Consider the following 25,842-nt stretch of genomic DNA (forward strand, 5'->3'; position numbering starts at 1 on the left):
ATGAGAAAGTAAAATTGCCATGAAAAAGAACCGCTTATGAAAAAGTAAAAATTGCTATGAAAAAGAACCGCTTATGAGAAAGTAAAATTGCCATGAAAAAGAACCGCTTATGAAAAAGTAAAAATTGCTATGAAAAAGAACCGCTTATGAAAAAGTAAAAATTGCTATGAAAAAGAGCCGCTTATGAAAAAGTAAAATTGCTATGAAAAAGAGCCGCTTATGAAAAAGTAAAATTGCTATGGACACATACGCGGCAATAGCCTACCAAAAATTAGAGAAAGAAAAAGAAACAGCTACCAAGGTGCAAAAGCACTGATTTTACAGAAATTTTCATTATTTTTGATAGTAAATCAACTACTTAATGAAAAAACAATTATTTAAGTTTTTAGCCAAACTAAACAAAGTTCTTTTACCGTCTTTTACGAAAAGACAGTTAGATATTGCAAAAGCATCTAAATTTCAATTAGCAATTATTGGATGGCGCGCTTTTGTTACCATGAATGCATTAGATTAACCTTTAAAACCTAAACGTTATGAAAGAACATATTAAAATATTTACAGGAACCTCGATTTTAGTAAACAGGTTGGCTTATTTATTAAATCAAATTAGCATTCCTTCTATTATCAAAGATGATAAAGAATCTGGAAGACTTGCAGGATTTGGAACCTTTGGTGATTCTGCCGAACTTCATATTTTTGACACTGATTTTGAGGGAGCTAAAAATGTAATTGAAAATTTCAGAAAAGAAATTGAAAAATAATTTTTGCAATTAAAAAATAGCTGTATATTTGCACCCGCAAACGCATTAGGCCTCGTAGCATAACTGAATAGTGCACTTGATTACGGCTCAAGAGGTTGCAGGTTTGAATCCTGCCGAGGTCACAAAAAAACCCTTTAAAACTTAGTTTTAAAGGGTTTTTTAATGTTTTATAGTTTTGATTACTCATATCATTTCTTTTTTTAAACACCTAATTAATTATTCTAAATCTATTTTTTTAAAAAGGTTTTATTAGACAAATAAGATCTATTTCAATTTCTTTATAAACTCTGATGGATTTTCTCCCTTTAATTTATAAAACACCTTTGAAAATGAATCTGAATTACTATAACCAGCTTCCTGTGCAATAGCCTTTATGGTGAATTTTCTTATTTTAGGATTGGAATAAAGCTCTTCAACAATATTATTAATTCTTAAAGTATTCAAGTAGTTTGTGTACGACATTTCTTTATAATGATTTACTACTTTTGACAAATAATTTGTGTTTGTATTTAATTTTTTAGCCAGACTATTCAGTGTAATGGATTGTAAGGTATATTGTTTTTCGTTCTCAAAATCTTCCAATCCTTTTAAAATACTATCAACAACTTCTTGAGAAATATGTATTTCATTTTTGATCTTTTTATCTAAAACTTCATTATTTGAACTCAAATTACTTGGTTTTGTCAAATGCTTTCGCAAATATTTTCTTTCTTTCAAAACTCGAAGTTGTAATACACTCTGATACCCTAACCAGTATATTAAAATAGTTGTAAAAACTCTAAGAGGGTAATATGACGGCATAAAAACTTTAAAATCGAAAACAATGGTTATTAATAAAGGAATAAACCAAAATATATAAACCAATAAACCTAAAGTAAAAAAACCACCAATCCATTTTAAATTATCAAAATTATTTATATCGTTCTGCTCTTTTAATCCTCTGACTGACTTATATATTTTAAAAGCATAAATAAATATTGATAAAGAAAAAATACTACTTATTATTTCTTCTATAACAACATATTTTCTAAATATTGAAGAAACTAAAACTCCATCATTATTATCATTAAAGTAAAAACCTAATCGAACAAGTAAAAACAATACAAAAGTTGGTATTATAATTTTTAAAATGTTCATTTTCTTCTTTTCAACTTCTAAATAATTAACTAGAAACAAATAAAAAAAAGGTGCTATTAAAAAGTGCCAAGGAATTTCAAAATATTTTAAAAAATTATCGCCTCTAAAAAAATCTTTGACTAAGACCCAAGATTGAAAATTATTCAAAGAAATAGACAAAACTAAAAGATTGATAAAAATAAATGTAGCAGTCTTTCTTTGTTTTGAAAAGTATTGAACCGCACAAAAAATAAATCCATGTATTGAACTTATGATAAGAAATAGATTAAAAAAATTTTCAATTTTCAAAAACAATTATTTTTTAGAATTAGCATCAATCTCAAATGTAATCATTTTATACACAACGTAAAATCTTATTTTCTGCAAATTAACACCTTACAAAAACAACAATTTCTTGAAATTCATAAATATCAAGCTTTAATTCTTGAATATCAAACACTAAGTTTTGTAGTAGTTTCTTTTTTGTTGTTATTTAGTATCATATTTTTTTAATTCTATGGCTTGATATGTATTCAATCAATTTAAAATTAATATTAAAATCATTCTTAATTCTATTTCTATTCCAATCTTGTATTAAAGACGATGATGATTCTAATTTAATGTGTTATGATGAATGTACTACAATAAAAGGAAAAGTATTTAAAGATGGTGGAGAGGGAGTAAAAAATGTGGAAATAAGTCTTCATTATTGGCACAAAGACAAATTTGCTTACATTAAAAGAAAAATAGGGAAATCTATAACTGATTCTAACGGATACTATAAGATGGTAGTTTACCTACATGATTCTGAAACAGATAGAGGAAGAGGAAATTTAGAGTTAAGAATAAATAATAAAAATCTTGAAACGTCATTGACTAATGATTTCTTAAAACCCTCTGAAGTTGAACAAGGGGTAAGTGCAGAATATGACAAATATCGTATTGATGATATTGTAGAGAAAGAAAGTACATTAGAAATAGACTATTTTATACCACTTAAATCAAAAAAATCAATTATATCGCTTAATAATTTTTCTTCAACAAGTAAGGATGACAACTTTTTCTTTAGCTTACATGTACCCTATGGATTCCCCAATAAGTATGTTTACCCAATTCAAGAAGAAAGGTTTGCTAATTCCTTAAATAATGAGTTTAATGTGGTAACTATTATCGGAAAAAACACAGTAATAGTTACCAAACGAAAGAATGGAAATCTTGAGAACATAAAAAAAGAAATTGAAATTTTAGAGAAAAATAAAAACTTTAATATTTCCTATGACTACTAATGCTTTTGTCTTTTTATTTAAAGAAAACGAAATAAGAAATGTACAATAAAAACCCTCGAAATATCATGAAAAAATTAAAACAATTACAAAGTAATATTATAATGTTTTTTGCCCTATTAGTATTAACAAGTTGTAGTACAGACGACATTATTAAGCCTCAAACCGAACTTCCACCTATTACGCAAACAGGAGCAAATACAGTAGGGTGTTTGGTCGATGGTAAAGTTTTTTTGCCTAGGACTAATAACCCTCTTGGGAACCCTGTAGTAACCTGTTTTTATCAATTTGTAAATAATCAATGGCACTTTAGCTTAGGTTTCTCTAACAATCAAAAAGAAAACCTTAGAGGAGTTAACATAGGCTCTAAAAACATTTCTTTAAAAGAAGGACAATCCTACGATCTTTTATTAGATAGTGGCAATAACGCTTTTGCTACTTATTTTGACTTTGTAAATCCTGATTTCACCACAACAAATGAAGTTACAGGAAAAATACTAATTAGTAAAATAGATTCTTCTCAATCGATTATTTCGGGAACATTCTGGTTTGATGCTGTCAATTCCAATGGAGAAATTATAAAAATACGAGATGGAAGATTTGATATGATATACACACCTTAAATGATTGCTTATGTAAAAACAAACTAAAAGAAAGACCACCTACAAGGTAGGCAATCTTTCAAGACACAGTTAAACAACTTTCTCACCATTATTTAACCTTAACTACAAAAATATGAAAAGAATTCTACTTTGGCTAGGGTTGGTTTTGTATACCACCTTAGCTACTTCACAAGAAGAAATTAACACCACATTTGCAACCCAAATGAACACCATGTTTGGGCAACTTAACAAAAACAAAGTACCAAATGGCATTTTATTAGACATGGCCATGGAATTTACAGATGTACCTGCTTTTAACGGTACTTTAAGCTCACAAAACTATGTAAGTGCAAAACGCTATAAAGAAATTTACAAAACCCTATTAATGGGGCGCATTAATAATGTAAGTTTTGGTTTTGTAAGTCCGGATGTACTAGACCAACAATGGTTCAATGAACGTTCTGATAGTCATATTGCCTTGGCAGGCCTGTACTTTAACTACAGTCGTTTTGTAAACAATGCTACTACTTCTGGTAAACTTACCTATAGCAATGGTAAATTTTACGATAAGTATATCAATGGGGTCTGGCAAAATCCGTATCAAACTTTAAAAACTTTTGCAATGACCACACCTATACAGGTATATACAGGGTTACAACTAAAAGTAAAGTTACCGCAAAGTATTTTATACAGCAATAGTGCTAGTGAAATTCAAAAAATTGAAGCCGATTTTAACGATGGTAATGGATATCGAATACTCCCTTTTAACCAACTCATTTCTGTAAACTATTCACAGGAAGGAAATAAAATCTGGAAATACAAACTAACACTCGCCAATGGACAAGTATTATACAGCCATTCAAAGATAATTATAAAAGAAGGTATAAATACTCCGTTTGCAGTAGATAACTTATTGCATAAGGGCACAGCAAATAAAAACCTTTGTAATTTAAATAGCATGAATGGAGTTAGTTTTTTAGACATACAAAGTAGCCAAAGCTACTCCAATAAACAAGGTAAGGCACGCATATTTATTGATGATGCTGGCAATGATTGTAAAATTACCAAACCTTTAATTGTGGTAGAAGGATGGGATTTTTCTACTTTGTTTAGCCCAGAAACAAAATATTCCTCAGAAGATTTTCAAAATTTTCAAAGCAATATATTTAATTCACAAAGTAGTTTAAAATCTTTAATTTCGGGACAATCTCTTGGTTCCAATGGAGATCAAGAATACGATTTAATTTTTGTGAATTGGGATAACGGTATGGATTATATACAACGTAATGCATTGGTAGTTGAAGAAGTGATAAAGTGGGTAAACCAACAAAAAACATTGAGTGGTAGTACTGAGAAAAATGTAATTATTGGGCAAAGTATGGGTGGTGTTGTATCTCGTTATGCATTACGTGACATGGAGCAACGAAACTTAACACATCAAGTACGTTTGTTTGTATCGCAAGATTCTCCACAGCAAGGAGCAAACATTCCATTATCTATACAATACATGTATAGAAATTTAAGAAATCAAATTGTACAAGCGCCATTGTATACATTAATTAGAATAACCACCTTACAAGACCCTGCCTATAAGTATTTTAGTCTTTTAGATCAACCTGCAACAAAGCAAATGCTTATAAATAGAGCTACCAATAGGTATGGTTTAGACAATTCAACTCACACCAGTTTCTACAACGAACTTAATGCTAAAGGGTACCCCAGTCAAAACGGTATTCGCAATATTGCCATAAGCAATGGAAGTGAATGCGGTAGTACGCAAAATTTTAATGCTGGTGATCCATTAATACAATACAACTACAACAAATCTTTATCTTTTTTGCAAGACCTAGCAAGTTTAATTGTGTTACCTATAGGTGGTGCTCTAGCTGGAGCATTAATTGATTATGATTTTTTTAAGGTTAGTTTATTAGGTTTAATTCCGGGTAACTCAACATTTAGAGTTTCACTAGAAGACAGAGCCTTATATTCATCTGGAGGAAGAAGAATACATCATTTCCGTGTATCTTATACAAAGAAAATTTTATGGTTGTTTTCTGTAACCACCAATATTGTAAATAAAAATGTAAACCAGCCTAATTCAGTAAACAACCACTACGACAATTATGGTGGTGGGTTTATTGATATTGGGTCTTATACTGGGCAACTAAACGTTAACGGCTTAACTGTAAAAGATAAATTTACAATAGTTCCTTCTCCTAGTGCTTTAGGTATTTCAGCCAATTCGAATCAAGATTATTTACTACCCTATGTAGGTGCTAATCCACCCGTTGCTCCATTAAATAGTCCTTTTGACAACTTCATAACTGCTTTTAAAGCAACAAATAACCCAAACAACAATAATGAAAGGCATTTAGAATTTAACGCTCGAAATGGTAATTGGTTGGCTGCAGAAATAACAGGAACAAATATTATAACCTCTGATTGCTCTTCTTTTTGCTCTGATGTATCCATTGAAGGTAAAGATTTCATTTGTAATTCTGAAACATACATTTTTCCTGGAAACGCAACACCAAGCTGGAGCATAGCACAAGGAGCCAATTTAGTTAACCAATCTATTGTTAACAATAACATTACCTTATCTAAAAAAGATAATTCTTCAAGTGGAGAGGTAATCTTAAAGGCTATAATTGGCACTCCTGAATGTGGTCCACAAAGAACTTTAACTAAAAAAATCTGGATTGGAAAACCTAAAGCATATGTGAGCCAAGATGCAAATATTTGTGCTTATGTATTTTTACAAGAAGATGAATTTAAACTTCCTGTTTCACCTGGGGCCACTAGATATGAAATAACATCTAACAACCCTAACTTACTTTTTTTTGATACGGTTGTAACTCCAAATACCCATATAAATTTTATGGCAAATAGAACGGGGAATTTTACAGCAACCTTAACAACCTATAATGATTGTGGAAGCACCAGTACTTTAATCTATGTTTACGCCAAAGATTGCTCCAATTTAAATGGTGGTGGATTTGCTTTCAGGGTATATCCTAATCCTACGTCTAAAAACAGCAGTATAACAATTGAAAACCTTGCTTCTAAAAATCACTTAACAACTCCAAAAACAAACCGTATTGGAAAAATAAGTTCCAAGTCTAAAAAAGAGAATTCATATAAATTTGAATTGCATAACTATCAAAATGTCTTGGTAAAAAAAGGAATATTTGACAATGAAAAATTGATACTCGACACTGCTAATTTGAAAGCTGGTATTTATTTGCTCAAAATTTATATGAACAAAAAAACAGAAACCCATAAATTAGTAATACATTAATTTATAAAAACTAGTATTTGTATTAAATAAGGGTTAGTCTTAATTGACTAACCCTTAATTTTATTAACATTTTACATATGCTAAAAATCTATCTTGTTACGCAAATAGCAAAGTAGCTTCTCTACATTTCACAACCCATGTTTAACAACAACGTTTTATCTATCTCAAATTTGTGTTCTGGTAATAAGTTAAAACAAACCAACAAAAAATTTTTCGGAAATTAGGACTTCGTATATTTACAATAAAAATTATAATGAGCATAGTCAACATACCTGAACAGCTAATAAGTGAGGAAGTTAAAAAAGATGCTTACATAATCGATTATGAACATCATATTATCTCTTCAAGACAAAGGGTGTCGTTTGATTTTTATACCATAAGTTTTTTAATGGAAGGTGTTAAGGAAATATATTCTTCAAATGAAAGTGAAGAAATCTTAGCTTCAAACTTTTTAATCGTAAAAAAAGGTAATTGTTTAATGACTGAAACACTTTCTACAAGTTCCAATTATAGAAGCAAACTTATTACTTTTTCAAACGATTTTTTACTTCAGTTCATAAGCAAGTATAATATAAATGTAAACCACGAAAAAAATAATAACGCTAAATTATACAGAGTTTTACCATTTGATAATTATATCAAACTCTATATAAAATCTCTTAATATTCTTCCTTCAGATAGAATGCAACAAGCTAAAATTGAAGAACTACTAATCTACTGCTATGAAACCTATGGAGATGAGTTTTTCTCTTTTCTAAAAGCCGACAGATACTCTTCTAATTTACGTCAAGTAATTGAAAAACATATAACCAAGGGCTTATCTGTTGATGAGTTAGCCTTTTTATGTAATATGAGCTTATCTACATTTAAAAGAGCCTTTTATCAAGAATACCAATCTACTCCTTCTAAATGGATAAAAAAAAGACGATTAGAACTATCTAAGAGCGATTTAAAAGACAAGTATTTAAGAGCTTCTGACATTTATTTAAAATATGGCTTTGGTAGTTTATCAAGGTATATAAGTGCCTTTAAAAAAGAATACGGAGTAACTCCTAAACAATTTCAACAACATTCAAAATGAACTTTTTAGTATACTTTTTGAACTAAACCAGCTAACAGAAATATTCATTTCATTCTGAAATTTGCAAAGAGAATAATTAAAAATCTAAGCAAATGAAACGAGTACTTATCTTATTAGCATTTACATTACCAAGTATTATTTGGTCACAAACATTCACATTATCCAGTTCAGATATTGGAGGGCAAGCAACCAAAAAAGAAGAGTTCAATGGATTCGGTTGTTCAGGCGACAATACCTCTCCTGCTCTTAGTTGGGCCAATACTCCAAAAGGAACTAAGAGTTTTGCTATTACCATGTACGACAAAGACGCTCCTACTGGTAGTGGTTGGTGGCATTGGGTAGTTTTTGATATTCCTGCAAATATTAATAAAATTAAATCAGGTGCAGGAAATATTTCAACAAATCTATTACCCCAAAAAGCGATACAGAGCATTACAAACTTTGGTAAACCTGGTTACGGAGGACCATGTCCACCTGAAGGCCATGGACCACATCAATATGTTATAACTGTTTATGCTTTAAAAACAGATAAACTTGGTTTAGACAAGAACGCAAATCCAGCAATAGTAGGTTATTATCTTAATGCAAATACTATAACTAAGTCTTCTATAGTTATGTACTATGAAAGATAAAAAGACACCTATTCAAAGGTTAGATCATTTAGTCTTAACAGTAAATGATTTAGAAAAAACAATTGTTTTTTACACAGAAGTATTAGGTATGGATTTAACTTCTTTTGGAGATAATAGAAAAGCATTAAAATTTGGGGATCAAAAAATCAATTTACATGTTAAAGGAAATGAAATTGAACCCAAAGCCACTATTGCGTTGCCAGGTACAGCAGACTTATGTTTTATAACTTCAGCACCTCTAAATGAGGTCAAAGAAATTCTAGAATTCAACAACTTGAAAATGCATCAAGACATCGTTAAAAGAACTGGAGCTTTAGGAGACATCCGCTCTATTTATGTAAGAGACCCAGATCAAAACTTAATCGAAATTTCCAGTTATAATTTCTAAAACATTTAAGAGCCTGAAACAACCAAACTTGTTTCAGGTTTTTCAATTCCAAAAAATTTTTCATTGTATTTTTGCTAAAAATCAATCTTAAAAAAATAGCATGAAACAAAATGAGAAGGTTGTTATTTTTTCAGCACCTTCAGGAGCAGGAAAAACAACTATCGTCAAACACTTACTTTCTGTAAACAATCAATTATCTTTTTCTATTTCTGCATGTAGCAGAGCCAAAAGAAATATTGAATCTAACGATAAGGATTATTATTTCTTATCGGTAGAAGAGTTTAAATCAAAAATAGCTGCTAATGAATTTATTGAATGGGAAGAAGTGTATGAAGATAATTTTTATGGCACTCTAAAATCTGAAGTACAACGAATTTGGAAGGCTGACAAAGTAATTATTTTTGATGTGGATGTTATTGGTGGTATAAACTTAAAAAAATACTTCGGAGATAAAGCTCTTTCCATCTTTGTAAAAGCTCCTTCTATAGAAGAATTAGAAAATCGTTTAAGAAATAGAAAAACAGAAACCGAAGCTACACTTCAAACGAGATTAGGCAAAGCCAAAAGAGAAATGGAATATGCCAAAGATTTTGATGTTATTTTGGTAAATGACAACCCTGAAACTTCCTACAAAGAAGCAGAACAAATTATACATTCCTTTTTAAATCAATAAACAAAAAATCCACCCTAAAGGTGGATCTTTTATATGATACTATACTTTTTTAATCTTCCAATAATTGCTCGTTAAAGTCATAGCCTTTATAACTCACTTTAAATAAAGCACTGTATAATGATGGAATGAATAGTAAGGTAATAATGGTACCAAATAAGAGTCCGATCATAATACTTACGGCCATTCCTTCCCACATTTCACCTCCTGAAAGATATAATGGAATCAATCCTAATACTGTTGTAAACGTTGCCAATAAAATAGGCCTAAAACGCTGTAAACAGGCTGCGATTACAGAATCTTGTTCACTACGCCCTGCTGCCAATTCTATCTCCATACGGTCTATCAATACAATGGCATTGTTAATTACAATTCCTGCTAAAGAAATCACTCCTAAGAAAGGCATAAATCCGAACGGTTCTTGGAAGGTCAATAAACCTATCACCACTCCAATTATTCCTAATGGAATGGTTAATACTACCATAAACATTTTACGGAACGAATTGAACTGAATAATCAATAACAATACAATGATAAATCCAGAAATTGGTAGGTATCCAATGACAGATCCCATACTTTCTGCCGATTGTTTTGCTTCTCCACCGAGTTCATAGGTATATCCAGATGGCCAAGTTTTCATTTGCTCATCTAACCAAGGTGTAATTTCATTGGTAATTGCAGTAGCATTTCCATTCGCTGTTAACTTACTTGTAATATTAATGGTTCTTCGTAAGTTCTTACGCACAATCTTACCGTATTGCCATTGTGGAATAATCTCTGCTACTTGTAATAAAGGAACACTTCTACCACTCGATTGTGCAAATACATTCAAGGTTTCTAAAGAAGCTAAGGATTGTTGTTGCGATGCATCTGCACGCATGACAATTGGAATTGATTTATCATCTTCTCGATACTCCCCTGTTTGAAATCCGTCTAATACCGTAGTTAATGAAGTAGCGATATCAGAACTTGAAACGCCAGCTGTTTGCGCTCTACTTTGATCTACTTTTACTAAAAACTTCTTACTTTTTGGTCCCCAGTTATCTTTGATATTTTTAGTTCCTGAGATGCTTGAAAGTTTTAGTTTTACCGCTTCTGAAATTTTCGCTAATTCATCTGGATTGTTTCCTGAAACTTCTATTTCAATCGGAGTACTTGCACCACCACTAGATAGGGTACTCACACGAATATCTGCATTCGGAAAATTGTTAAACGCATAACTATCTAATTGCGCTATCATTTCCTTATTCTCATTAAACGAAGAGGTATTCACCAAGATATGTGCATAGTTTGAGTTCGCTTCATCTGGCGAATATCCTAAATCATACGACTCTGGTCCTTCTCCAACATAGGCACTCCAATCTACGATTCCTAATTCGCGACCCTCTTTGGTTTTTAAGTTATCAATCATGTATTTCTCCAAAGCGGTCACCACTTCTTTGGTACGTTCAATTTTTGTTCCCTGTGGTAAATTAATATCTACCGTAATCATATTTCGATCACTATCTGGGAAGAATACAAACGGGATATATCCGAAACCATATAAGGAAGCAAAAAAGGCAATAAAGATTCCTATAATCACTTTGTATTTATTACGAAGTGCTATCATGATTAAATCCTTATACCCTACTTTTAAGCTATTGATCACACGATCAATCAAACTAGGTTTTTTAGTTCCTTTTGGTGCTACTTTTAAGAATAAATAACAGAACAAGGTAATTACGGTTAGTGCGATAAACCAAGAAGACAATAAAGCAATCGAAATAACCACGAAAATAGGCCCTACAATATCTCCCATAGAGGTTGGTGACAAATAAAAGGCTAAAAAGGCTGCCGATGTAGTTAAGGTAGAAATTAATAAAGGCATCCATAATTCTGAAAACGCATCTACCGCCGCTTTATATTTATCAACCCCTTGTTCGAGCTTTACCATAATGGTTTCCGCAACCACAATGGCGTTATCTACCAGCATTCCTAACGCCATAATTAAGGCTGCTAATGTTACCTGATTCAATCCTATTTTCATCAGCCCCATAATCATCAAAGTCATGATGGTTACTATCGGAATCAAACTTGCAATTACAAAACCAGTTCGGAACCCTAAAAACACTAACATAACCACTAATACAATCGCAATAGACTGCATTAGGTTGCTAATAAAGTTATCTACTTTATCATCAATATAGGTATCTAAAGACGATACACGGGTTAATTCTAATCCTACAGGTAATCTATTCTGCCATTCATTGACAACACCATTGACCTGATTTCCTAACTCAATTACATTCGAGTTTTTCTTTAAGTTAACGTGTAATGAAATGGCTTTTTTCCCATTGATAAATACTTCCTGGCTCGATGGGTCTACATAACCTTTTTTAACCGTAGTAATATCTCCTAGTTTTACCAATTGAGATCCGTTTCCTACAGGTACCAACATATCTCTAATATCACTTACCGAATTAAAGTTTCCGGTAGGCTCTAAAATAATACGTTCATCTCCTACGTTTACCTGCCCCCCTGAGTTTAAGATATTGGTTGTTGAAATAATTTGTTGCAGTTTCGAAGCGGACAAACCATATTCTTTTAAACGAGTATTGTCAAACTCTACAAATACACGTTCGTCTTGTGCTCCTCCCATACTTACTTTTGCTGCATCCGGTAAACGAATCAAATCATCTTTGATATCATCGGCATAGTCTTTCATTTCAGCATAACTAAAACCGTCTGAAGTTAATCCAACTACAATACCATATACATCTCCAATTCCGTCATCGTTCAAATTCGGATTCACACCTTGTGGTAACCCTTGAATAGCGTTTAATTTTCGACGTAAACGATCCCAAACAGACTGTAGTTTTTCAGGAGAGGTTTCATCTTTTAAGGTTACTGAAACCACCGATAATCCTGTACGAGACGTAGAATTTACATCTTTTAATTCTGGTAATTCCTGTGCTACTTTTTCAATCTTATCGGTCACCAATTGCTCCACACGTTCTGGACTAGCTCCTGGGAATATAGAAACCACCGTTGCTACACGTACTGTGTATGGAGGCATACTATCACGTGATAATCCTGAATACATTACGAGCCCCATAATTACAATGGTAGCTAGCACCATTAGGGTAATTCTATTCTTATCTATAGAGAATTTTGCTAAATTCATACTGGCTGGTTTTTGTTAGATTAATTCAATTTTACTTCTTGCCCATCTAACAAAGTTTGCAACCCTGCTGTAGCTATTTTCTGTCCTGCATTTAATCCTGAAGTTATTTCAAATCCTTCTGAAGTAAGCTTTCCTATAGTTACCTTTTGTTTTTTTACCGTTCCCTTCTCTCCTTCTCCATTGACAACAAATACAAAATTTCCATTACTATCTTCTCCCACAGCATTTGCTGGAGCTACCAATACTTTATTATCTAGTGTATGATTTCCAAAGTCGAAGGTTACATTCGATGCCATTCCACTTTTAATTAAATCTGATGGATTGGTCACCGCTATTTTCACCGGATATGTAGCAGTATTTGCACTTACCGCTGGTGCTACCTCTGTAACCTTTCCTACAAATTTCTTATCCGCGAGTGCCGTAAAAGTTACATCTACTTTCATATTCTCTTTTACACCATTAATCACACTTTCTGGCAATCCCAAAGTAATTTCCATTTCTGTTCCAGCATTTAAGGTTGCAATGGTTTGTCCTGGACTTACATTTTCATCAATCTCAGCACTTACGGAAGCAATGACACCACTATCTGGTGCATAGATAAACCCAAATTTTATTTGTTCTGCCTGAATATCCAATCCTCTTTTAGCAGAATTAAATGCTTCTTGCGCCGTTTTATAACTGTTCTTCGAATTTTCAAAATCACTTAAAGAAGCACTTCCTTTCTCATATAAAGAACGTACACGATTCAACCCTAACTTTGCCGTATTCATTTGCGACTGTGCACTGTTTACCTGTGTTCTTGCTTGCTCAAATGACAATCTTGATTGTACATTATCTAGTTTTGCTAACAATTGTCCTTTACGAACTTTTTGACCTAGTTTCATATTAAACTCGGTAATAATACCTGAACTACGGAAACTTAAATTGATAATCTTATCGGTTTTTGCTGTTCCACTAAACGTTCGAATTTTATCTCCTCCTAAATATCCTATTTGTTGATATTTAACAGGTCTCAATGATTGCTGTACTTCTTTTTTCTCTTTACCACATGAAAGAAACAGTAAAGAAAAAACACTTAATACTACTAGTTGAATGATATATTTCATGGTGTTGATGTATTGTTGGTTGGTTGAATTAGTTTTTATTTAAGAACTCTAAGAAACGTTGATTGAATTTGGTATTATCTTCTTCTGTATGCAGTAAGAAATAGTACCCTAAATAGCGTTCTAATTGTAAGGTGGTTATTAGGTAATTGTAAATAGCATTTGCCTTTGCCAATTGTGCATTTAAATAGTTGTTTTGTGCATCTAATAATTGTACAATATTTACCGCTCCTGTTGAATATGACGTTTGTGTAAGTTCTAGAGCTTCTTTTGCAGATGCTTCAGAAACTTTTGACAATTCAATATTTGAAATTTGATTGATTAAGTTCAATACGCCATTTCTAACATTTGCTGAAATAGCCAACTTCACATTATCTGAATTGATTTGTAATTGTTCTTGCTGAATAATAGCCGTTTGCTTATTAATAGTATTGGTGTTTTTATTAAAAATTGGCAAACTCAAATTAACCCCAACATTATAGTTTCCGTTCGGTGCTGCAGGAAATCCTGCTGGAAATGTGCTTCCCACTCCAGAACGTGAAAACTGATAATTATACTGTCCTTGTAAGGATAAAGTTGGTAAGAAACGTCCAGTACCATATAATTTTGTTTGACGCTTTACAGCATCTAAATTGTAATTTAATTGCTTTAATTCTGGGGCATTATTTAAAGCCTCCTCAATCAAAAATTCTACAAAAGGTTCGCGTTGAACAGGTGAATCTAAAATATCAATGAATTTATCGTAGTTATACTGCTGAAACAACTCTTGATTTAGTGTAGCCTCTTTGACATCGATATCAAAATCGGTTGCATTGTTGGTTAATTGATTGATTCCAATAAAACTCTGATTCAATCTATTGATCCCTTCAATCATGGCTTGTGTATTCTGTGCTTGCTGACTTTGTAAACGCAATACATCTGTTTTTCCAGACTGACCTGCATTGTAATTTTCTTCAGCAATCTCTAAGTTCTTTTTTGTAAGATCTAAATTGCGCATTTGAATATCCAAATTCGCTTTTAAAATCAAGGTATTGAAATAGGCATTGGCTCCATTAAAAACAGCATCTAACTGCTCTGTATTAAACTTTTCTCGCTGTGCTTTTGCCAAACTTTTTTGAATACCAATATTCGCATTGGCACTTTCCGAAAACAACACTTGTTGTAAGGTTACATTTCCTGAAGTACCAAACTCTGGATTTTGTCCATTACTAATTGCTGCAATATCTGGATCAATATAGGTTCCAGTGGCAGTAGCCGTTACACTTGGCAAATAATTACTCTTAGCCGTTTTTACATTCTGCTCATTTACCAATACATCTTTCTCTGTTGCTTGTAGTGATAAGTTGTTTTTAAGTACATCATTAATCACCATTGGCAAATCATATACTTTTTGAGCTGACGGATTGTTATTTACATCTCCAATAAATTCTGTTTGTCCGATTAAACTGTATCGCAACGGGACGCTTAAAGCTTGAGCTGTATTAAAGTTTAGCGTTAATTCGTTATTAAAATCTAATAGCACAGGTAATTCAGAAAAATTGGTTCCGTTTACATAAGATTCTATAGAAAGTGCAATTCTTCGGAAGAATGTATTGAAATTATCTTCGCCCTGATTGGTTGCTAAAATTCCATTGGCTACATCTGATTTACGAACTGAACTAAACGATGGTATCTTCTTCTCTATTAATTTTTGAGCCAGTTCCTTTACTTCTGAAGTTTTTAAAGAGAATCCACCTGCTAGTTGTAAGGCATCGATTCCATCTAAATTCGTATAAATATCTTCTAAAGTGGTATATGGAATTAGTTTGATGTTAATATCATCTCCTTTTAAACTCTTATTGAAAAGAGCATTAAAATCAATTAACTCGGTTATTGGTTTTTCAACAACAACACCTACTGTGTTAAACTTGGTAAGTTTTTGAAAGGTTTTGATATCATCTGAAAAACTATCATTAGAAACGATATAAGTTAAATTGTGAATTCCTGAAGTCTTTTTCTGTTGATCCAATCCGGAAACTTCACTACTCAAACCTCCTATAGTAATTACCGGAACCGGATATGTTTTTTCTTGACGAATTACTAAGTTATCAAAAGCTCCAAAAGAGATGATCAAATCACTTGTTTGTTGCAACGCATTATAATTTGCTTTTGCTTTTTGAATATCATAACCACTTACCAATTGATTTTTGGAATTAAAAACAATGGTTGCGTCTTCTCCGACCACTGCTTTTATTTCCTTCTTTAATTGTTCTAAAAGTGGTTTTGCTTCTACATTTACCTCATCAAATAAAAAACCAATATTGTATGTTTTTTTCTGAGCATTTAGCGTACACACTAAACATAGCAGTAACAAGCTTAAAATTTGTTTTTTCATATATAGTTGGTTTGATTAGTTTCTAAAAATGTTTTTTAAGTCTTTCTTCATAATAGTTTAATACCTCTTTGTAAAATTCAATAGAAGTTTTCATAAAAGAATTTAGGTCTTTGTTTTCCTTATTTCTCAATTTTAATGATTCTTCCATCAATTTAATTTGTGTATGATAAGCGTTTACATTGTGATACAACTGCTCTTGTACAGATACGATGTCTAAATAAAAAAGGCGTTTCCTCTTATTCTCTTTATCATATATAAAACTGACTTCACCAGTTGTTTCTAAAAATTTTAAGGCTTTACTAATGGCACTTTTCGTTACATCAACTTCATTGATTAAATCTTCAAAAGAAAAGTAACGTTGATTAGAGGTATACAATAAACCTAAAATCTTACCAGCTGTGGGAGGATAATTATCTACTTTAAAAGCAGTAGCATATAATTCTAATATTTCTTTGCGATCTGCTGAGTTCAATTTAAAAAATTTATGGCAAATATACAAATTAGTTTCCAATACTGGAAACCAAAAATAAAAACTGATAATAAACAACTTAGCCTCGTTTATCACTTTTAAAACTAGACCATAAAAAAACACCTCTTTAAATTTAAAGAGGTGTTTTGAATTATATTTTATTAAAAATTATATCGTAAAGCTTTCTTTTACTTTAGCTACATAATCTAATTTTTCCCATGTAAATAATTCAACATCCATGGTTTTCTTATCTCCATTTGGTTGTGTAAAAGTTTTAGATACCACTTCATTTGCACGTCCCATATGACCATAAGCAGCAGTTTCGCTATACATTGGTGTTCTTAGCTTTAAACGGCTTTCAATTGCATGTGGACGCATATCGAAAATTTCAGAAACTTTAGCAGCAATTTCACCATCTGTCAAGTCTACTTTTGCAGTTCCGTAAGTATCTACAAAAATACCCATTGGCTCTACTACTCCAATTGCATATGATACTTGTACTAATACTTCATCAGCAACTCCAGCGGCAACTAAATTCTTTGCAATATGACGTGTTGCATACGCAGCACTTCTATCTACTTTTGATGGATCTTTTCCAGAAAAAGCTCCACCTCCGTGCGCTCCTTTACCTCCATAGGTATCTACAATAATCTTACGACCTGTTAAACCAGTATCTCCGTGAGGTCCACCGATTACAAACTTTCCAGTAGGGTTGATATGATACTTAATATCATCGTTAAACAATCCTTGATTTTCAGCAGATAATTTTGCCTTTACTCTAGGAATTAAAATCTCAACAATATCCTTTCTAATTTTCGCTAACATTGCCTCATCTTCATCAAAATCATCGTGTTGTGTAGACACTACAATTGCTTCGATTCGTTGCGGTACGTTATCATCAGAATACTCAATAGTTACCTGACTTTTAGCATCTGGACGTAAATAAGTAATCTCTTTATTTTCTCTACGTAACTCTGCTAATTCCTTTAAAATTAAATGTGATAAATCTAAAGCCAATGGCATGTAGTTATCCGTTTCATTGGTAGCATATCCAAACATCATTCCTTGATCTCCTGCTCCTTGCTCTTCTTTAGAAGCTCTATCTACACCACGGTTAATATCATCTGATTGTTCGTGAATTGCAGATAATACTCCACAAGAATTTCCATCAAACATATATTCTCCTTTGGTATACCCTATTTTGTTAATTACCTCACGAGCAATCTTTTGAACATCTAAATAAGTACTTGATTTTACTTCTCCTGCCAATACAACCTGACCAGTAGTTACAAGAGTTTCACAAGCAACTTTGGATTCGGGGTCAAAAGCCAAAAAATTATCTATTAAAGCATCAGAAATTTGATCCGCTACTTTATCTGGGTGTCCTTCAGAAACACTTTCTGAAGTAAATAAATATGACATAAACTTCTTTTTTTAGTTGTTAAAAGTACTAAATTAATCTGGATTGCTTGGTCGTGTAAAGAAGTAAGAAATTACTGCTTTAGCATTTTTTATAGAGGTTGCAATCAGAACAAATTTTTCCTCAAAAATCAGGTGCAAATTTATCGATTAAATTCATATCTAAAAAAGCTTTTTGTTAAAAAAGAATTAAAATTGAAATTCTATATACGTAGTATATAAATCTTTAGACGAAAAAAAATAACACAAAAAATTTGGATATTATTTTTTTCTTACTGAATATTTGTACTCGTAAAAGTTCAAACACTTATTGACGATGTTATCAAGAAAGGCGGAGGGATTAGACCCGATGAAACCTTAGCAACCCTTTGCGCAAGCAAAGAAGGTGCTAAATTCTACCAGAGTACATTACTCGTGGATAGATAACCAAAAGAAGTTTTTTAAATTCAACTACAAAACTTCTTATAATTTCTTAATAACATTTTTCTAGTAAGCAACATCTTAAAAAAGATGTGTTGTTGGCTTTTGGTTTAATTTTTTATTAACTCAAAAAACAAGAAAAATGAGTACGCAAAAATTCGCAACAAATGCATTACATGCAGGACATGATGTAACACAAACAGCAGGCACAAGAGCTGTTCCAATTTATCAAAGCACTTCGTATGTGTTTAATAATTCAGATCATGCTGCTAATTTATTTTCATTGAAAGAGCTAGGATTTATTTACACACGATTGAATAATCCTACCAATCAAATTTTACAAGATCGTTTGGCTTCTCTTGAAGGAGGAATTGGTGCCGTAGTATTTGCTTCTGGAACCGCTGCCATCTCAACAGGTCTATTAACCTTATTAAAAGCTGGAGATCATATTGTAGCATCAAGTAGCCTTTACGGAGGAACCTATAACTTGTTAAACGTTACCTTACCAAGACTAGGCATTACAACCACTTTTGTAGATGCTTCTAATCCTGAAAACTTTGAAAAAGCAGTACAAGAAAATACCAGAGCTTTCTTTGTGGAGTCTCTAGGAAACCCAAAATTAGATGTATTGGACTTAAAAGCTATTTCTGGATACGCTAAAAAGGCGCAAGTTCCTTTTATTGTAGACAATACAGTGGCTACTCCTGCCCTTTTAAACCCAATAGAACACGGGGCAAACATTGTAATACACTCCTTAACAAAATACATTGGTGGGCAAGGAAATTCTTTAGGTGGGGTAATTATAGATGCAGGGAATTTTGACTGGTCTAATGGAAAATTCCCTGAATTTACAGAACCTTCAGAAGGCTACCATGGTTTAAAATATTATGAAACTTTAGGAGCTGCTTCCTATACTTTTAAATTAATTCTTGAAGGTCTAAGAGATTTTGGTGGTGCATTAAGCCCTACCAATGCTTTTCAAATCATTCAAGGATTGGAAACTTTAGAAGTAAGAATTCAACAACATAGTAAAAACGCATTGGAATTAGCCAAATGGCTAGAACAACAAGACGAAGTAGCTTGGGTAAATTACCCAGGACTTGAAAGTAGTTCTTATAAAAACTTAGCAGATCAATATTTACCAAAAGGACAAAGTGGAATTGTAACCTTTGGTGCTAAAGGTGGATATGATGCTGCCAAAATTATTGCTGATAATACACAACTATTTTCTTTACTAGCAAATATTGGAGACACCAAGTCTCTTATTATTCATCCAGCAAGTACAACACACCAACAATTATCGGAAGAACAACAGCAAAGCACTGGTGTTTCCCAAGATTTAATCAGATTGTCGGTGGGACTTGAAAATATTGATGATTTGAAATCAGATTTAAAAGAAGCTTTTGCCAAAGTAGCTCAAGAAGTTTTAGTGTAATTACCTCTTCTCAATAACGTAAAAAATGAGTGCATCTAAAACTTTACGTCAATTAATTATTGACAGCTATGTTACAGAGCGTGGTACCCAGTATGAAAATTTCCCTTTAAGTTACCAGTTGTTCGGTAAAAAACTGGGTACTGCACCTGTAGTATTAATTAATCATGCCTTAACAGGAAATAGTAATGTTGCAGGTAAAGATGGTTGGTGGAGTGATCTTATTGGAGAAAACAAAACCATAAATACACAAGATTATACCATACTTTGCTTTAATATTCCAGGTAATGGCTTTGATGATTTTCTTATCGAAGATTACAAAAGTTTTATAGCTAGAGACATCGCAAATATTTTCTTGTTAGGACTAAAAGTTTTAAACATCGATAAACTTTTTGCTTTAATAGGAGGTTCTTTAGGTGGTGGAATTGCCTGGGAGATGGTAGTGATTAATCCAAAAATAACACAGCATTTAATCCCAGTAGCTACAGACTGGAAATCAACCGATTGGTTAATTGCCAATTGCCAAATACAAGAATTGTTTTTAACCAATTCTAACAATCCTGTTCATGATGCGCGTATGCATGCCATGTTATGTTATAGAACGCCAGAATCTTTTAAAAATAGATTTCAGCGTACAAAAAATGAGGAATTACAAATCTTTAATGTAGAAAGCTGGTTGTTACACCATGGAAAAAAACTACAAGAAAGATATCAATTAGCTTCTTATAAATTAATGAATCAGTTACTCAAAACTATTGATGTAACCAGAGGAAGAGAAGGCGTTAATGTGTTAGAAAAAATTGAAGCCGACATCCATATTATCGGAGTAGATTCTGATTTGTTTTTTACTGCGGAAGAGAATAGAGAAACCCAAAAAGAGCTAGCCACAGTTCATCCGAATGTTACTTATAATGAAATACATTCAGTACATGGGCATGATGCCTTTTTAATAGAATACGAACAACTTAAAAAGATTGTAACACCAATCTTTAATAAAAATAGCACCACTAAAAAAATGAAAGTTTTAAAATTCGGAGGAAAGTCTTTATCGAATGAAGGAATTCATAAAGTTATTTCAATCATAGAAGATAAAATTAATGACGGAGAGCAGATTGCTGTTGTAGTATCTGCCAGAGGAAAAGCTACAGATGCTTTAGAAAGCATTCTAGAAAAAGCTTCCAAAAACCAAGCTTATATTGAGCAACTAGAAGCCTTTAAAAGAGAGCAATCTCTAATTACACCTTTAGTAGATTATACAAAAGAGTTTGAACGATTAGAAAAACTCTTTGAAGGGGTAAGTTTATTAGGAGATTACAGTAATAAAATTAAAGATGAAATTTTAGCCCAAGGTGAATTACTATCAATAAAAACGGTTGCAGAATTACTCGAACAAAAAGGTATTAAAGCAAATCCAACAGATGCTAGAGAACTTTTAAAAACAGATGAAAATTACGGAAATGCGCAGCCTATCATTGAGCTTTCTAAAGAAAATGTACATGCACATTTTAAAAAACACAACGGTGGTACAGTTAACATAATAACAGGCTTTATTGCTTCTACTGTCAAAAATGAAACCACAACCTTAGGAAGAAACGGAAGTAATTATACGGCATCTTTATTAGCTAATTATTTAAATGCAGAAGAGCTACAAAACTACACACATGTAGATGGAATTTTTACAGCCAACCCTGATTTCGTTCAAGACGCTAAAAAAATTGAAGAGTTGTCTTTTTCAGAAGCTAATGAGCTTGCCAATTTTGGAGCCAATATTTTACATGCCAAAACCATTATTCCTTTATTGGAAAAAAACATCAATCTAAGAATCTTAAATACCTTTAAACCTAAAGATAAAGGAACTTTAATCACTGCAAAATCCAATTCAGAAGGAATCAAATCTTTATCTGTTTTAGACAATGTTGCACTGATTAATTTTGAAGGGAGAGGCTTGTTAGGTAAAGTAGGTGTTGATGCTCGAATTTTTAAAGCATTAAGTCATCAGGGAGTAAGCGTTAGTATTATTTCACAAGGTTCTTCAGAAAGAGGTATCGGACTTGTTGTTGATAAGGACAAAGCTGAAATAGCAGTGAAAGCGCTGGAAAATGAGTTTGAAAATGATTTTTACACCAAAGATGTAAACAAGATTTCAATTCTTGATGATGTTTCGGTAATATCTATCATCGGGCAAAATCTTAGTGAATTTCATCAACCTTTTAACGCACTCATCAAAAACCAAATTGTTCCTCTTTTATTCAACAACACTATCTCCGGGAAAAATGTGAGTTTGGTGGTAAAGAAAGAACATTTGCACAAAGCTTTAAATGTTATTCACGGACAAGTATTTGGAGTAGCTAAAAAAGTAAACATTGCTGTTTTTGGTAAAGGTTTAGTAGGAGGTACTTTAATCAATCAAATTCTAGACAATGCTAATAACATACTAGAAAAGCGTAAAATTCATTTGAATATTTTCGCTATTGCCAACTCTAAAACAGCACTATTAAATAAAAATGGAGTCTCTAAAAATTGGCAAGAAGATTTAACGAATACAGAAAATAAAGACGACTTAATTCAGCAGGTAATTGCATATGCTAAAGAACATCATTTAGAAAACCTAATTGCAGTGGACAACACCGCAAGCGAAGGATTTACCCAAAATTATATTTCCTTGGTTGAAGCTGGTTTTGATTTAGTTTCTTCGAATAAAATTGCCAATACAGTTTCTTATGAATTCTATAAAAAATTAAGAAACACCTTAGAGAAAAATAAAAAGAACTATCTCTATGAAACCAATGTAGGTGCTGGGTTACCTTTAATTGACACCATTAAATTATTACATGATTCTGGAGAAAATATTGTACGAATTAGAGGAGTCTTTTCTGGGTCATTAAGTTATATCTTCAATCATTATTCAACGCAAGATCAACCCTTCTCAAAAATCTTGCAAGAAGCAATTGATAAAGGATACACAGAACCAGATCCTAGAGAAGATTTATGTGGAAATGATGTGGCTAGAAAGTTATTGATTCTAGCACGTGAATTGGATTTAGAAAATGAATTTGAAGACATTAATATTAAAAACTTGATTCCACAAAGTCTTAGAAAAATCTCGGCTTCAGCATTCTTAAAAAGTCTTATTAATCTCGATACTTATTTCCAAGAGAAAAAAGACAAACAAGAAGAAGGTCATGTATTACGCTATATAGGTGATTTACATGGTGATCTTCAGCAATCAAAGGGAGAATTAGATGTAAAACTAGTATCTGTTCCTCAAAACTCTCCGTTAGGAAGTTTAAAAGGATCGGATGCCATATTTGAAATCTATACAGAATCCTATGGAGAGCAACCTATCGTAATTCAAGGAGCCGGTGCTGGTGCAGAAGTAACAGCCAGAGGTGTTTTTGGAGACATCTTACGACTAGCAAAAACAAACAACTAACTAAATAATATCAGGTAACAAACCTCAACAAACAAAATGAGCACAAATTTCGAAACACAAGCCATCAGAACGCAAACAGAACGTTCACAATTTTCTGAACATTCCACTCCGTTATACCTAACATCTAGTTTTGTATTTGATGATGCTGAAGACATGAGAGCTTCTTTCGCAGAAGAAAAAAAGAAGAACTTATACAGCCGCTTTTCCAACCCAAACACAACAGAGTTTACCAATAAAATTGTAGCTATGGAAGGAGCGGAAGCTGGATACGCTTTTGCTACTGGTATGGCCGCTGTGTTCTCTACTTTTGGTGCTTTACTAAATGCAGGAGATCACATTGTTTCCTCAAGATCTGTATTTGGATCAACCCATAGTTTGTTTACCAAATACCTTCCGAAGTGGAATATAGAAACAAGCTATTTTAAAGTAAATGAAGCTCATAAAATAGAGGATTTGATACAACCAAATACCAAAATTTTATATGCTGAAACACCAACCAATCCCGCCGTGGATATTTTAGATTTAGAATTGCTTGGTAAGATTGCCAAAAAGCACAATTTACTATTGGTAATAGACAATTGTTTCGCCACTCCTTACCTTCAAAACCCTATTAAATTTGGAGCTGATTTGGTGATTCACTCTGCTACAAAATTAATTGATGGTCAAGGAAGAGTTTTAGGAGGTGTAACTGTTGGAAAAGCAGATTTAATTAGAGAAATATACTTATTCTCAAGAAATACAGGACCCGCAATGTCCCCTTTCAATGCTTGGGTACTTTCTAAAAGTTTAGAAACACTTTCATTGCGTGTAGAGAAACACTGTGAAAACGCATTAAAAGTAGCGCAGTTTTTAGAAGAACATCCAAAAGTAAACTTGGTAAAATATCCATTTTTAAAATCGCATCCGCAATATGAAGTAGCGAAAAAACAAATGAGATTGGGAGGTAATATCGTCGCTTTTGAAATTCAAGGAGGTATTGAAGCAGGAAGAACATTTTTGAATAATATTACAATGTGTTCACTCTCTGCGAATTTAGGAGACACTCGTACCATCGTTACACATCCTGCCTCTACAACACACAGTAAATTAAGCGAAGAAGACAGGTTAGAAGTTGGTATTACTGATGGTTTGGTGCGATGTTCGATTGGATTAGAAAACGTAGAAGATGTTATCAAAGACCTCTCTTCTGCCCTTTCCAATATTTAACAATCATTAAGCAATTGTTAATTTTTTAAAAAAGATTTGGTCAATTAAAATGTAAGCTTACATTTGCAAACTTAAAAACCTATTAATCCTATAGGGTAATAGAATTTTAAAAATGATTTTAGAACAAGTAATTGATAACGATAAAAATTTTAAGCGTGATAAAGAGTCTGAAAAACCTATCAGAAGCATCGCTAAATCTATTAGCTGGAGAGTTGTAGGAACTATAGATACGATCCTTATTTCTTGGATTATCACAGGAAAAGTAACTACAGCACTCTCCATAGGAGGCATTGAATTAGGAACAAAAATGATACTCTACTTTTTTCACGAAAGACTTTGGAACACAATAAAATGGGGCAAAAAATGAGATTAGAAAAGCAATTAAATATTGAAGAATTAAATAAAGGACTGGAAAAGCTAGCTCCGAAGGAAATAGTGGAATGGGCATTTGATTTGCAACAAAGAACAATTCTTACAACCAATTTCAGACCCTATGAAGCAGCTATTTTACATGCAGTAACACAAGTAAATTCTGTAACAAAAGTTGTTTGGTGCGATACCGGATATAACACTCCGCAAACCTATAAACATGCAGAAGCAGTGATTGAAAAACTTGATTTAAATGTTCAACTATATGTTCCAAAGCAAACGGTTGCACATAGAAATCAAACCTTAGGACTTCCAACAATTGATGATCCTAAGCATTCAATTTTTACTGAGCAGGTAAAGTTAGAGCCTTTTAAAAGAGCCATGGAAGAACATCAGCCAGAAGTTTGGTTCACAAACCTTAGAAAAGGACAAACTGCTTTTAGAGATAATATTGGAATTCTTTCTTATAGCAAAGACGGTATTTTAAAAGTAAGTCCATTTTATCACTGGTCAGATGCAGATTTAGATACCTATTTAGAGGAACATCAATTACCAAATGAGTTTAAATATTTCGACCCAACCAAAGTTGAAAGCAATAGAGAATGTGGTTTACATATTTAAAA

Annotated in this window: 20 protein-coding genes, 1 tRNA gene and 1 riboswitch; of the genes, 15 read left to right on the forward strand and 6 right to left on the reverse strand. The window is 32.4% G+C overall.

Features of this window, described 5'->3' with window-relative positions; translation table 11 throughout:
- Nucleotides 1-361 precede the first annotated feature (361 nt).
- From Q0873_RS15230 to Q0873_RS15240, 3 genes are all read left to right on the forward strand, one after another.
- On the forward strand, nt 362-514 hold the full coding sequence (locus Q0873_RS15230) for an SsrA-binding protein (protein ID WP_299108873.1): 153 nt from the start codon (nt 362-364) through the stop codon (nt 512-514).
- A 19-nt stretch (nt 515-533) separates the two neighbouring features.
- Nucleotides 534-761, forward strand: a complete 228-nt coding sequence (locus Q0873_RS15235) for a DUF2007 domain-containing protein (protein ID WP_299108874.1) — start codon at nt 534-536, stop codon at nt 759-761.
- A 48-nt stretch (nt 762-809) separates the two neighbouring features.
- Nucleotides 810-883: transfer RNA gene (locus Q0873_RS15240), tRNA-Arg, on the forward strand.
- A 142-nt stretch (nt 884-1,025) separates the two neighbouring features.
- Here the strand turns inward: Q0873_RS15240 and Q0873_RS15245 are convergent.
- The gene (locus Q0873_RS15245) at nt 1,026-1,898 is read right to left on the reverse strand and encodes a helix-turn-helix domain-containing protein (RefSeq protein WP_299108877.1); all 873 of its coding nucleotides are present in this window, start codon (nt 1,896-1,898) and stop codon (nt 1,026-1,028) included.
- A gap of 506 nt (nt 1,899-2,404) precedes the next feature.
- Here Q0873_RS15245 and Q0873_RS15250 point away from each other — a divergent pair.
- The 7 genes from Q0873_RS15250 (at nt 2,405) to gmk (ending at nt 9,834) form a co-directional block, all read left to right on the forward strand.
- On the forward strand, nt 2,405-3,163 hold the full coding sequence (locus Q0873_RS15250) for a hypothetical protein (RefSeq protein WP_299108880.1): 759 nt from the start codon (nt 2,405-2,407) through the stop codon (nt 3,161-3,163).
- Between the two features lie 65 nt (nt 3,164-3,228).
- Nucleotides 3,229-3,783 carry a DUF6252 family protein gene (locus tag Q0873_RS15255; RefSeq protein WP_299108882.1) on the forward strand — a complete coding sequence of 185 codons (555 nt, stop codon included), beginning with the start codon at nt 3,229-3,231 and terminating at the stop codon, nt 3,781-3,783.
- 112 nt (nt 3,784-3,895) lie between these two features.
- Nucleotides 3,896-7,060: a T9SS type A sorting domain-containing protein gene (locus tag Q0873_RS15260; RefSeq protein ID WP_299108884.1), complete on the forward strand. Its 3,165-nt coding sequence runs from the start codon at nt 3,896-3,898 to the stop codon at nt 7,058-7,060.
- A 253-nt stretch (nt 7,061-7,313) separates the two neighbouring features.
- The gene (locus Q0873_RS15265) at nt 7,314-8,141 is read left to right on the forward strand and encodes an AraC family transcriptional regulator (protein WP_299108886.1); all 828 of its coding nucleotides are present in this window, start codon (nt 7,314-7,316) and stop codon (nt 8,139-8,141) included.
- 92 nt (nt 8,142-8,233) lie between these two features.
- A complete protein-coding gene (locus Q0873_RS15270) occupies nt 8,234-8,773 on the forward strand; it encodes a YbhB/YbcL family Raf kinase inhibitor-like protein (RefSeq protein ID WP_299108888.1) in 540 nt (179 codons plus the stop codon).
- Nucleotides 8,763-9,161 (forward strand): VOC family protein, encoded by a 399-nt coding sequence (locus Q0873_RS15275; protein ID WP_299108890.1) that lies wholly within the window; start codon nt 8,763-8,765, stop codon nt 9,159-9,161. Before Q0873_RS15270 ends, Q0873_RS15275 begins: the two co-directional genes overlap by 11 nt.
- A gap of 100 nt (nt 9,162-9,261) precedes the next feature.
- Nucleotides 9,262-9,834, forward strand: coding sequence for a guanylate kinase (gene gmk, locus Q0873_RS15280; RefSeq protein ID WP_299108892.1), 573 nt, complete (start codon nt 9,262-9,264; stop codon nt 9,832-9,834).
- Between the two features lie 49 nt (nt 9,835-9,883).
- Here the strand turns inward: gmk and Q0873_RS15285 are convergent, their stop codons facing one another.
- From Q0873_RS15285 to metK, 5 genes are all read right to left on the reverse strand, one after another.
- On the reverse strand, nt 9,884-12,994 hold the full coding sequence (locus Q0873_RS15285; protein ID WP_299108895.1) for an efflux RND transporter permease subunit: 3,111 nt from the start codon (nt 12,992-12,994) through the stop codon (nt 9,884-9,886).
- Between the two features lie 20 nt (nt 12,995-13,014).
- A complete protein-coding gene (locus Q0873_RS15290) occupies nt 13,015-14,100 on the reverse strand; it encodes an efflux RND transporter periplasmic adaptor subunit (RefSeq protein WP_299108897.1) in 1,086 nt (361 codons plus the stop codon).
- 28 nt (nt 14,101-14,128) lie between these two features.
- Entirely contained in the window at nt 14,129-16,471 is a 2,343-nt protein-coding gene (locus Q0873_RS15295; protein WP_299108899.1) for a TolC family protein, read from the reverse strand.
- 22 nt (nt 16,472-16,493) lie between these two features.
- Nucleotides 16,494-16,943: a hypothetical protein gene (locus Q0873_RS15300; protein ID WP_299108901.1), complete on the reverse strand. Its 450-nt coding sequence runs from the start codon at nt 16,941-16,943 to the stop codon at nt 16,494-16,496.
- 165 nt (nt 16,944-17,108) lie between these two features.
- On the reverse strand, nt 17,109-18,362 hold the full coding sequence (metK, locus tag Q0873_RS15305; protein WP_299108903.1) for a methionine adenosyltransferase: 1,254 nt from the start codon (nt 18,360-18,362) through the stop codon (nt 17,109-17,111).
- A 313-nt stretch (nt 18,363-18,675) separates the two neighbouring features.
- A riboswitch (SAM riboswitch) is annotated at nt 18,676-18,788 on the forward strand.
- Nucleotides 18,789-18,921: 133 nt separating this feature from the next.
- Between metK and Q0873_RS15310 the strand changes: the two genes are divergently transcribed.
- From Q0873_RS15310 to Q0873_RS15330, 5 genes are all read left to right on the forward strand, one after another.
- Nucleotides 18,922-20,214 (forward strand): PLP-dependent transferase, encoded by a 1,293-nt coding sequence (locus Q0873_RS15310; RefSeq protein WP_299108905.1) that lies wholly within the window; start codon nt 18,922-18,924, stop codon nt 20,212-20,214.
- 25 nt (nt 20,215-20,239) lie between these two features.
- Nucleotides 20,240-23,644, forward strand: a complete 3,405-nt coding sequence (gene thrA, locus Q0873_RS15315) for a bifunctional aspartate kinase/homoserine dehydrogenase I (protein ID WP_299108908.1) — start codon at nt 20,240-20,242, stop codon at nt 23,642-23,644.
- A gap of 36 nt (nt 23,645-23,680) precedes the next feature.
- Nucleotides 23,681-24,850 carry an O-succinylhomoserine sulfhydrylase gene (locus Q0873_RS15320; RefSeq protein WP_299108911.1) on the forward strand — a complete coding sequence of 390 codons (1,170 nt, stop codon included), beginning with the start codon at nt 23,681-23,683 and terminating at the stop codon, nt 24,848-24,850.
- Between the two features lie 112 nt (nt 24,851-24,962).
- On the forward strand, nt 24,963-25,217 hold the full coding sequence (locus Q0873_RS15325; RefSeq protein WP_299108913.1) for a DUF2061 domain-containing protein: 255 nt from the start codon (nt 24,963-24,965) through the stop codon (nt 25,215-25,217).
- Nucleotides 25,214-25,840, forward strand: coding sequence for a phosphoadenosine phosphosulfate reductase family protein (locus tag Q0873_RS15330; RefSeq protein ID WP_299108915.1), 627 nt, complete (start codon nt 25,214-25,216; stop codon nt 25,838-25,840). Before Q0873_RS15325 ends, Q0873_RS15330 begins: the two co-directional genes overlap by 4 nt.
- Nucleotides 25,841-25,842: the final 2 nt, after the last annotated feature.

The sequence above is a fragment of the uncultured Tenacibaculum sp. genome (genome assembly GCF_947498805.1).
In the GTDB taxonomy this organism is placed as follows: Bacteria; Bacteroidota; Bacteroidia; order Flavobacteriales; family Flavobacteriaceae; genus Polaribacter.

Bases quoted from the DNA above. Each gene is read 5' to 3' on its own strand.
- thrA (WP_299108908.1), top strand. From the start codon at position 20,240: ATGAGTGCATCTAAAACTTTACGTCAATTAATTATTGACAGCTATGTT.
- Q0873_RS15230 (WP_299108873.1), top strand. From the start codon at position 362: ATGAAAAAACAATTATTTAAGTTTTTAGCCAAACTAAACAAAGTTCTT.
- Q0873_RS15270 (WP_299108888.1), top strand. From the start codon at position 8,234: ATGAAACGAGTACTTATCTTATTAGCATTTACATTACCAAGTATTATT.
- gmk (WP_299108892.1), top strand. From the start codon at position 9,262: ATGAAACAAAATGAGAAGGTTGTTATTTTTTCAGCACCTTCAGGAGCA.
- Q0873_RS15260 (WP_299108884.1), top strand. From the start codon at position 3,896: ATGAAAAGAATTCTACTTTGGCTAGGGTTGGTTTTGTATACCACCTTA.
- Q0873_RS15255 (WP_299108882.1), top strand. From the start codon at position 3,229: ATGAAAAAATTAAAACAATTACAAAGTAATATTATAATGTTTTTTGCC.
- Q0873_RS15235 (WP_299108874.1), top strand. From the start codon at position 534: ATGAAAGAACATATTAAAATATTTACAGGAACCTCGATTTTAGTAAAC.
- Q0873_RS15275 (WP_299108890.1), top strand. From the start codon at position 8,763: ATGAAAGATAAAAAGACACCTATTCAAAGGTTAGATCATTTAGTCTTA.
- Q0873_RS15250 (WP_299108880.1), top strand. From the start codon at position 2,405: ATGTATTCAATCAATTTAAAATTAATATTAAAATCATTCTTAATTCTA.
- Q0873_RS15320 (WP_299108911.1), top strand. From the start codon at position 23,681: ATGAGCACAAATTTCGAAACACAAGCCATCAGAACGCAAACAGAACGT.
- Q0873_RS15285 (WP_299108895.1), bottom strand. From the start codon at position 12,994: ATGAATTTAGCAAAATTCTCTATAGATAAGAATAGAATTACCCTAATG.
- Q0873_RS15265 (WP_299108886.1), top strand. From the start codon at position 7,314: ATGAGCATAGTCAACATACCTGAACAGCTAATAAGTGAGGAAGTTAAA.
- Q0873_RS15245 (WP_299108877.1), bottom strand. From the start codon at position 1,898: ATGAACATTTTAAAAATTATAATACCAACTTTTGTATTGTTTTTACTT.
- Q0873_RS15290 (WP_299108897.1), bottom strand. From the start codon at position 14,100: ATGAAATATATCATTCAACTAGTAGTATTAAGTGTTTTTTCTTTACTG.
- Q0873_RS15325 (WP_299108913.1), top strand. From the start codon at position 24,963: ATGATTTTAGAACAAGTAATTGATAACGATAAAAATTTTAAGCGTGAT.
- Q0873_RS15330 (WP_299108915.1), top strand. From the start codon at position 25,214: ATGAGATTAGAAAAGCAATTAAATATTGAAGAATTAAATAAAGGACTG.
- Q0873_RS15310 (WP_299108905.1), top strand. From the start codon at position 18,922: ATGAGTACGCAAAAATTCGCAACAAATGCATTACATGCAGGACATGAT.
- metK (WP_299108903.1), bottom strand. From the start codon at position 18,362: ATGTCATATTTATTTACTTCAGAAAGTGTTTCTGAAGGACACCCAGAT.
- Q0873_RS15295 (WP_299108899.1), bottom strand. From the start codon at position 16,471: ATGAAAAAACAAATTTTAAGCTTGTTACTGCTATGTTTAGTGTGTACG.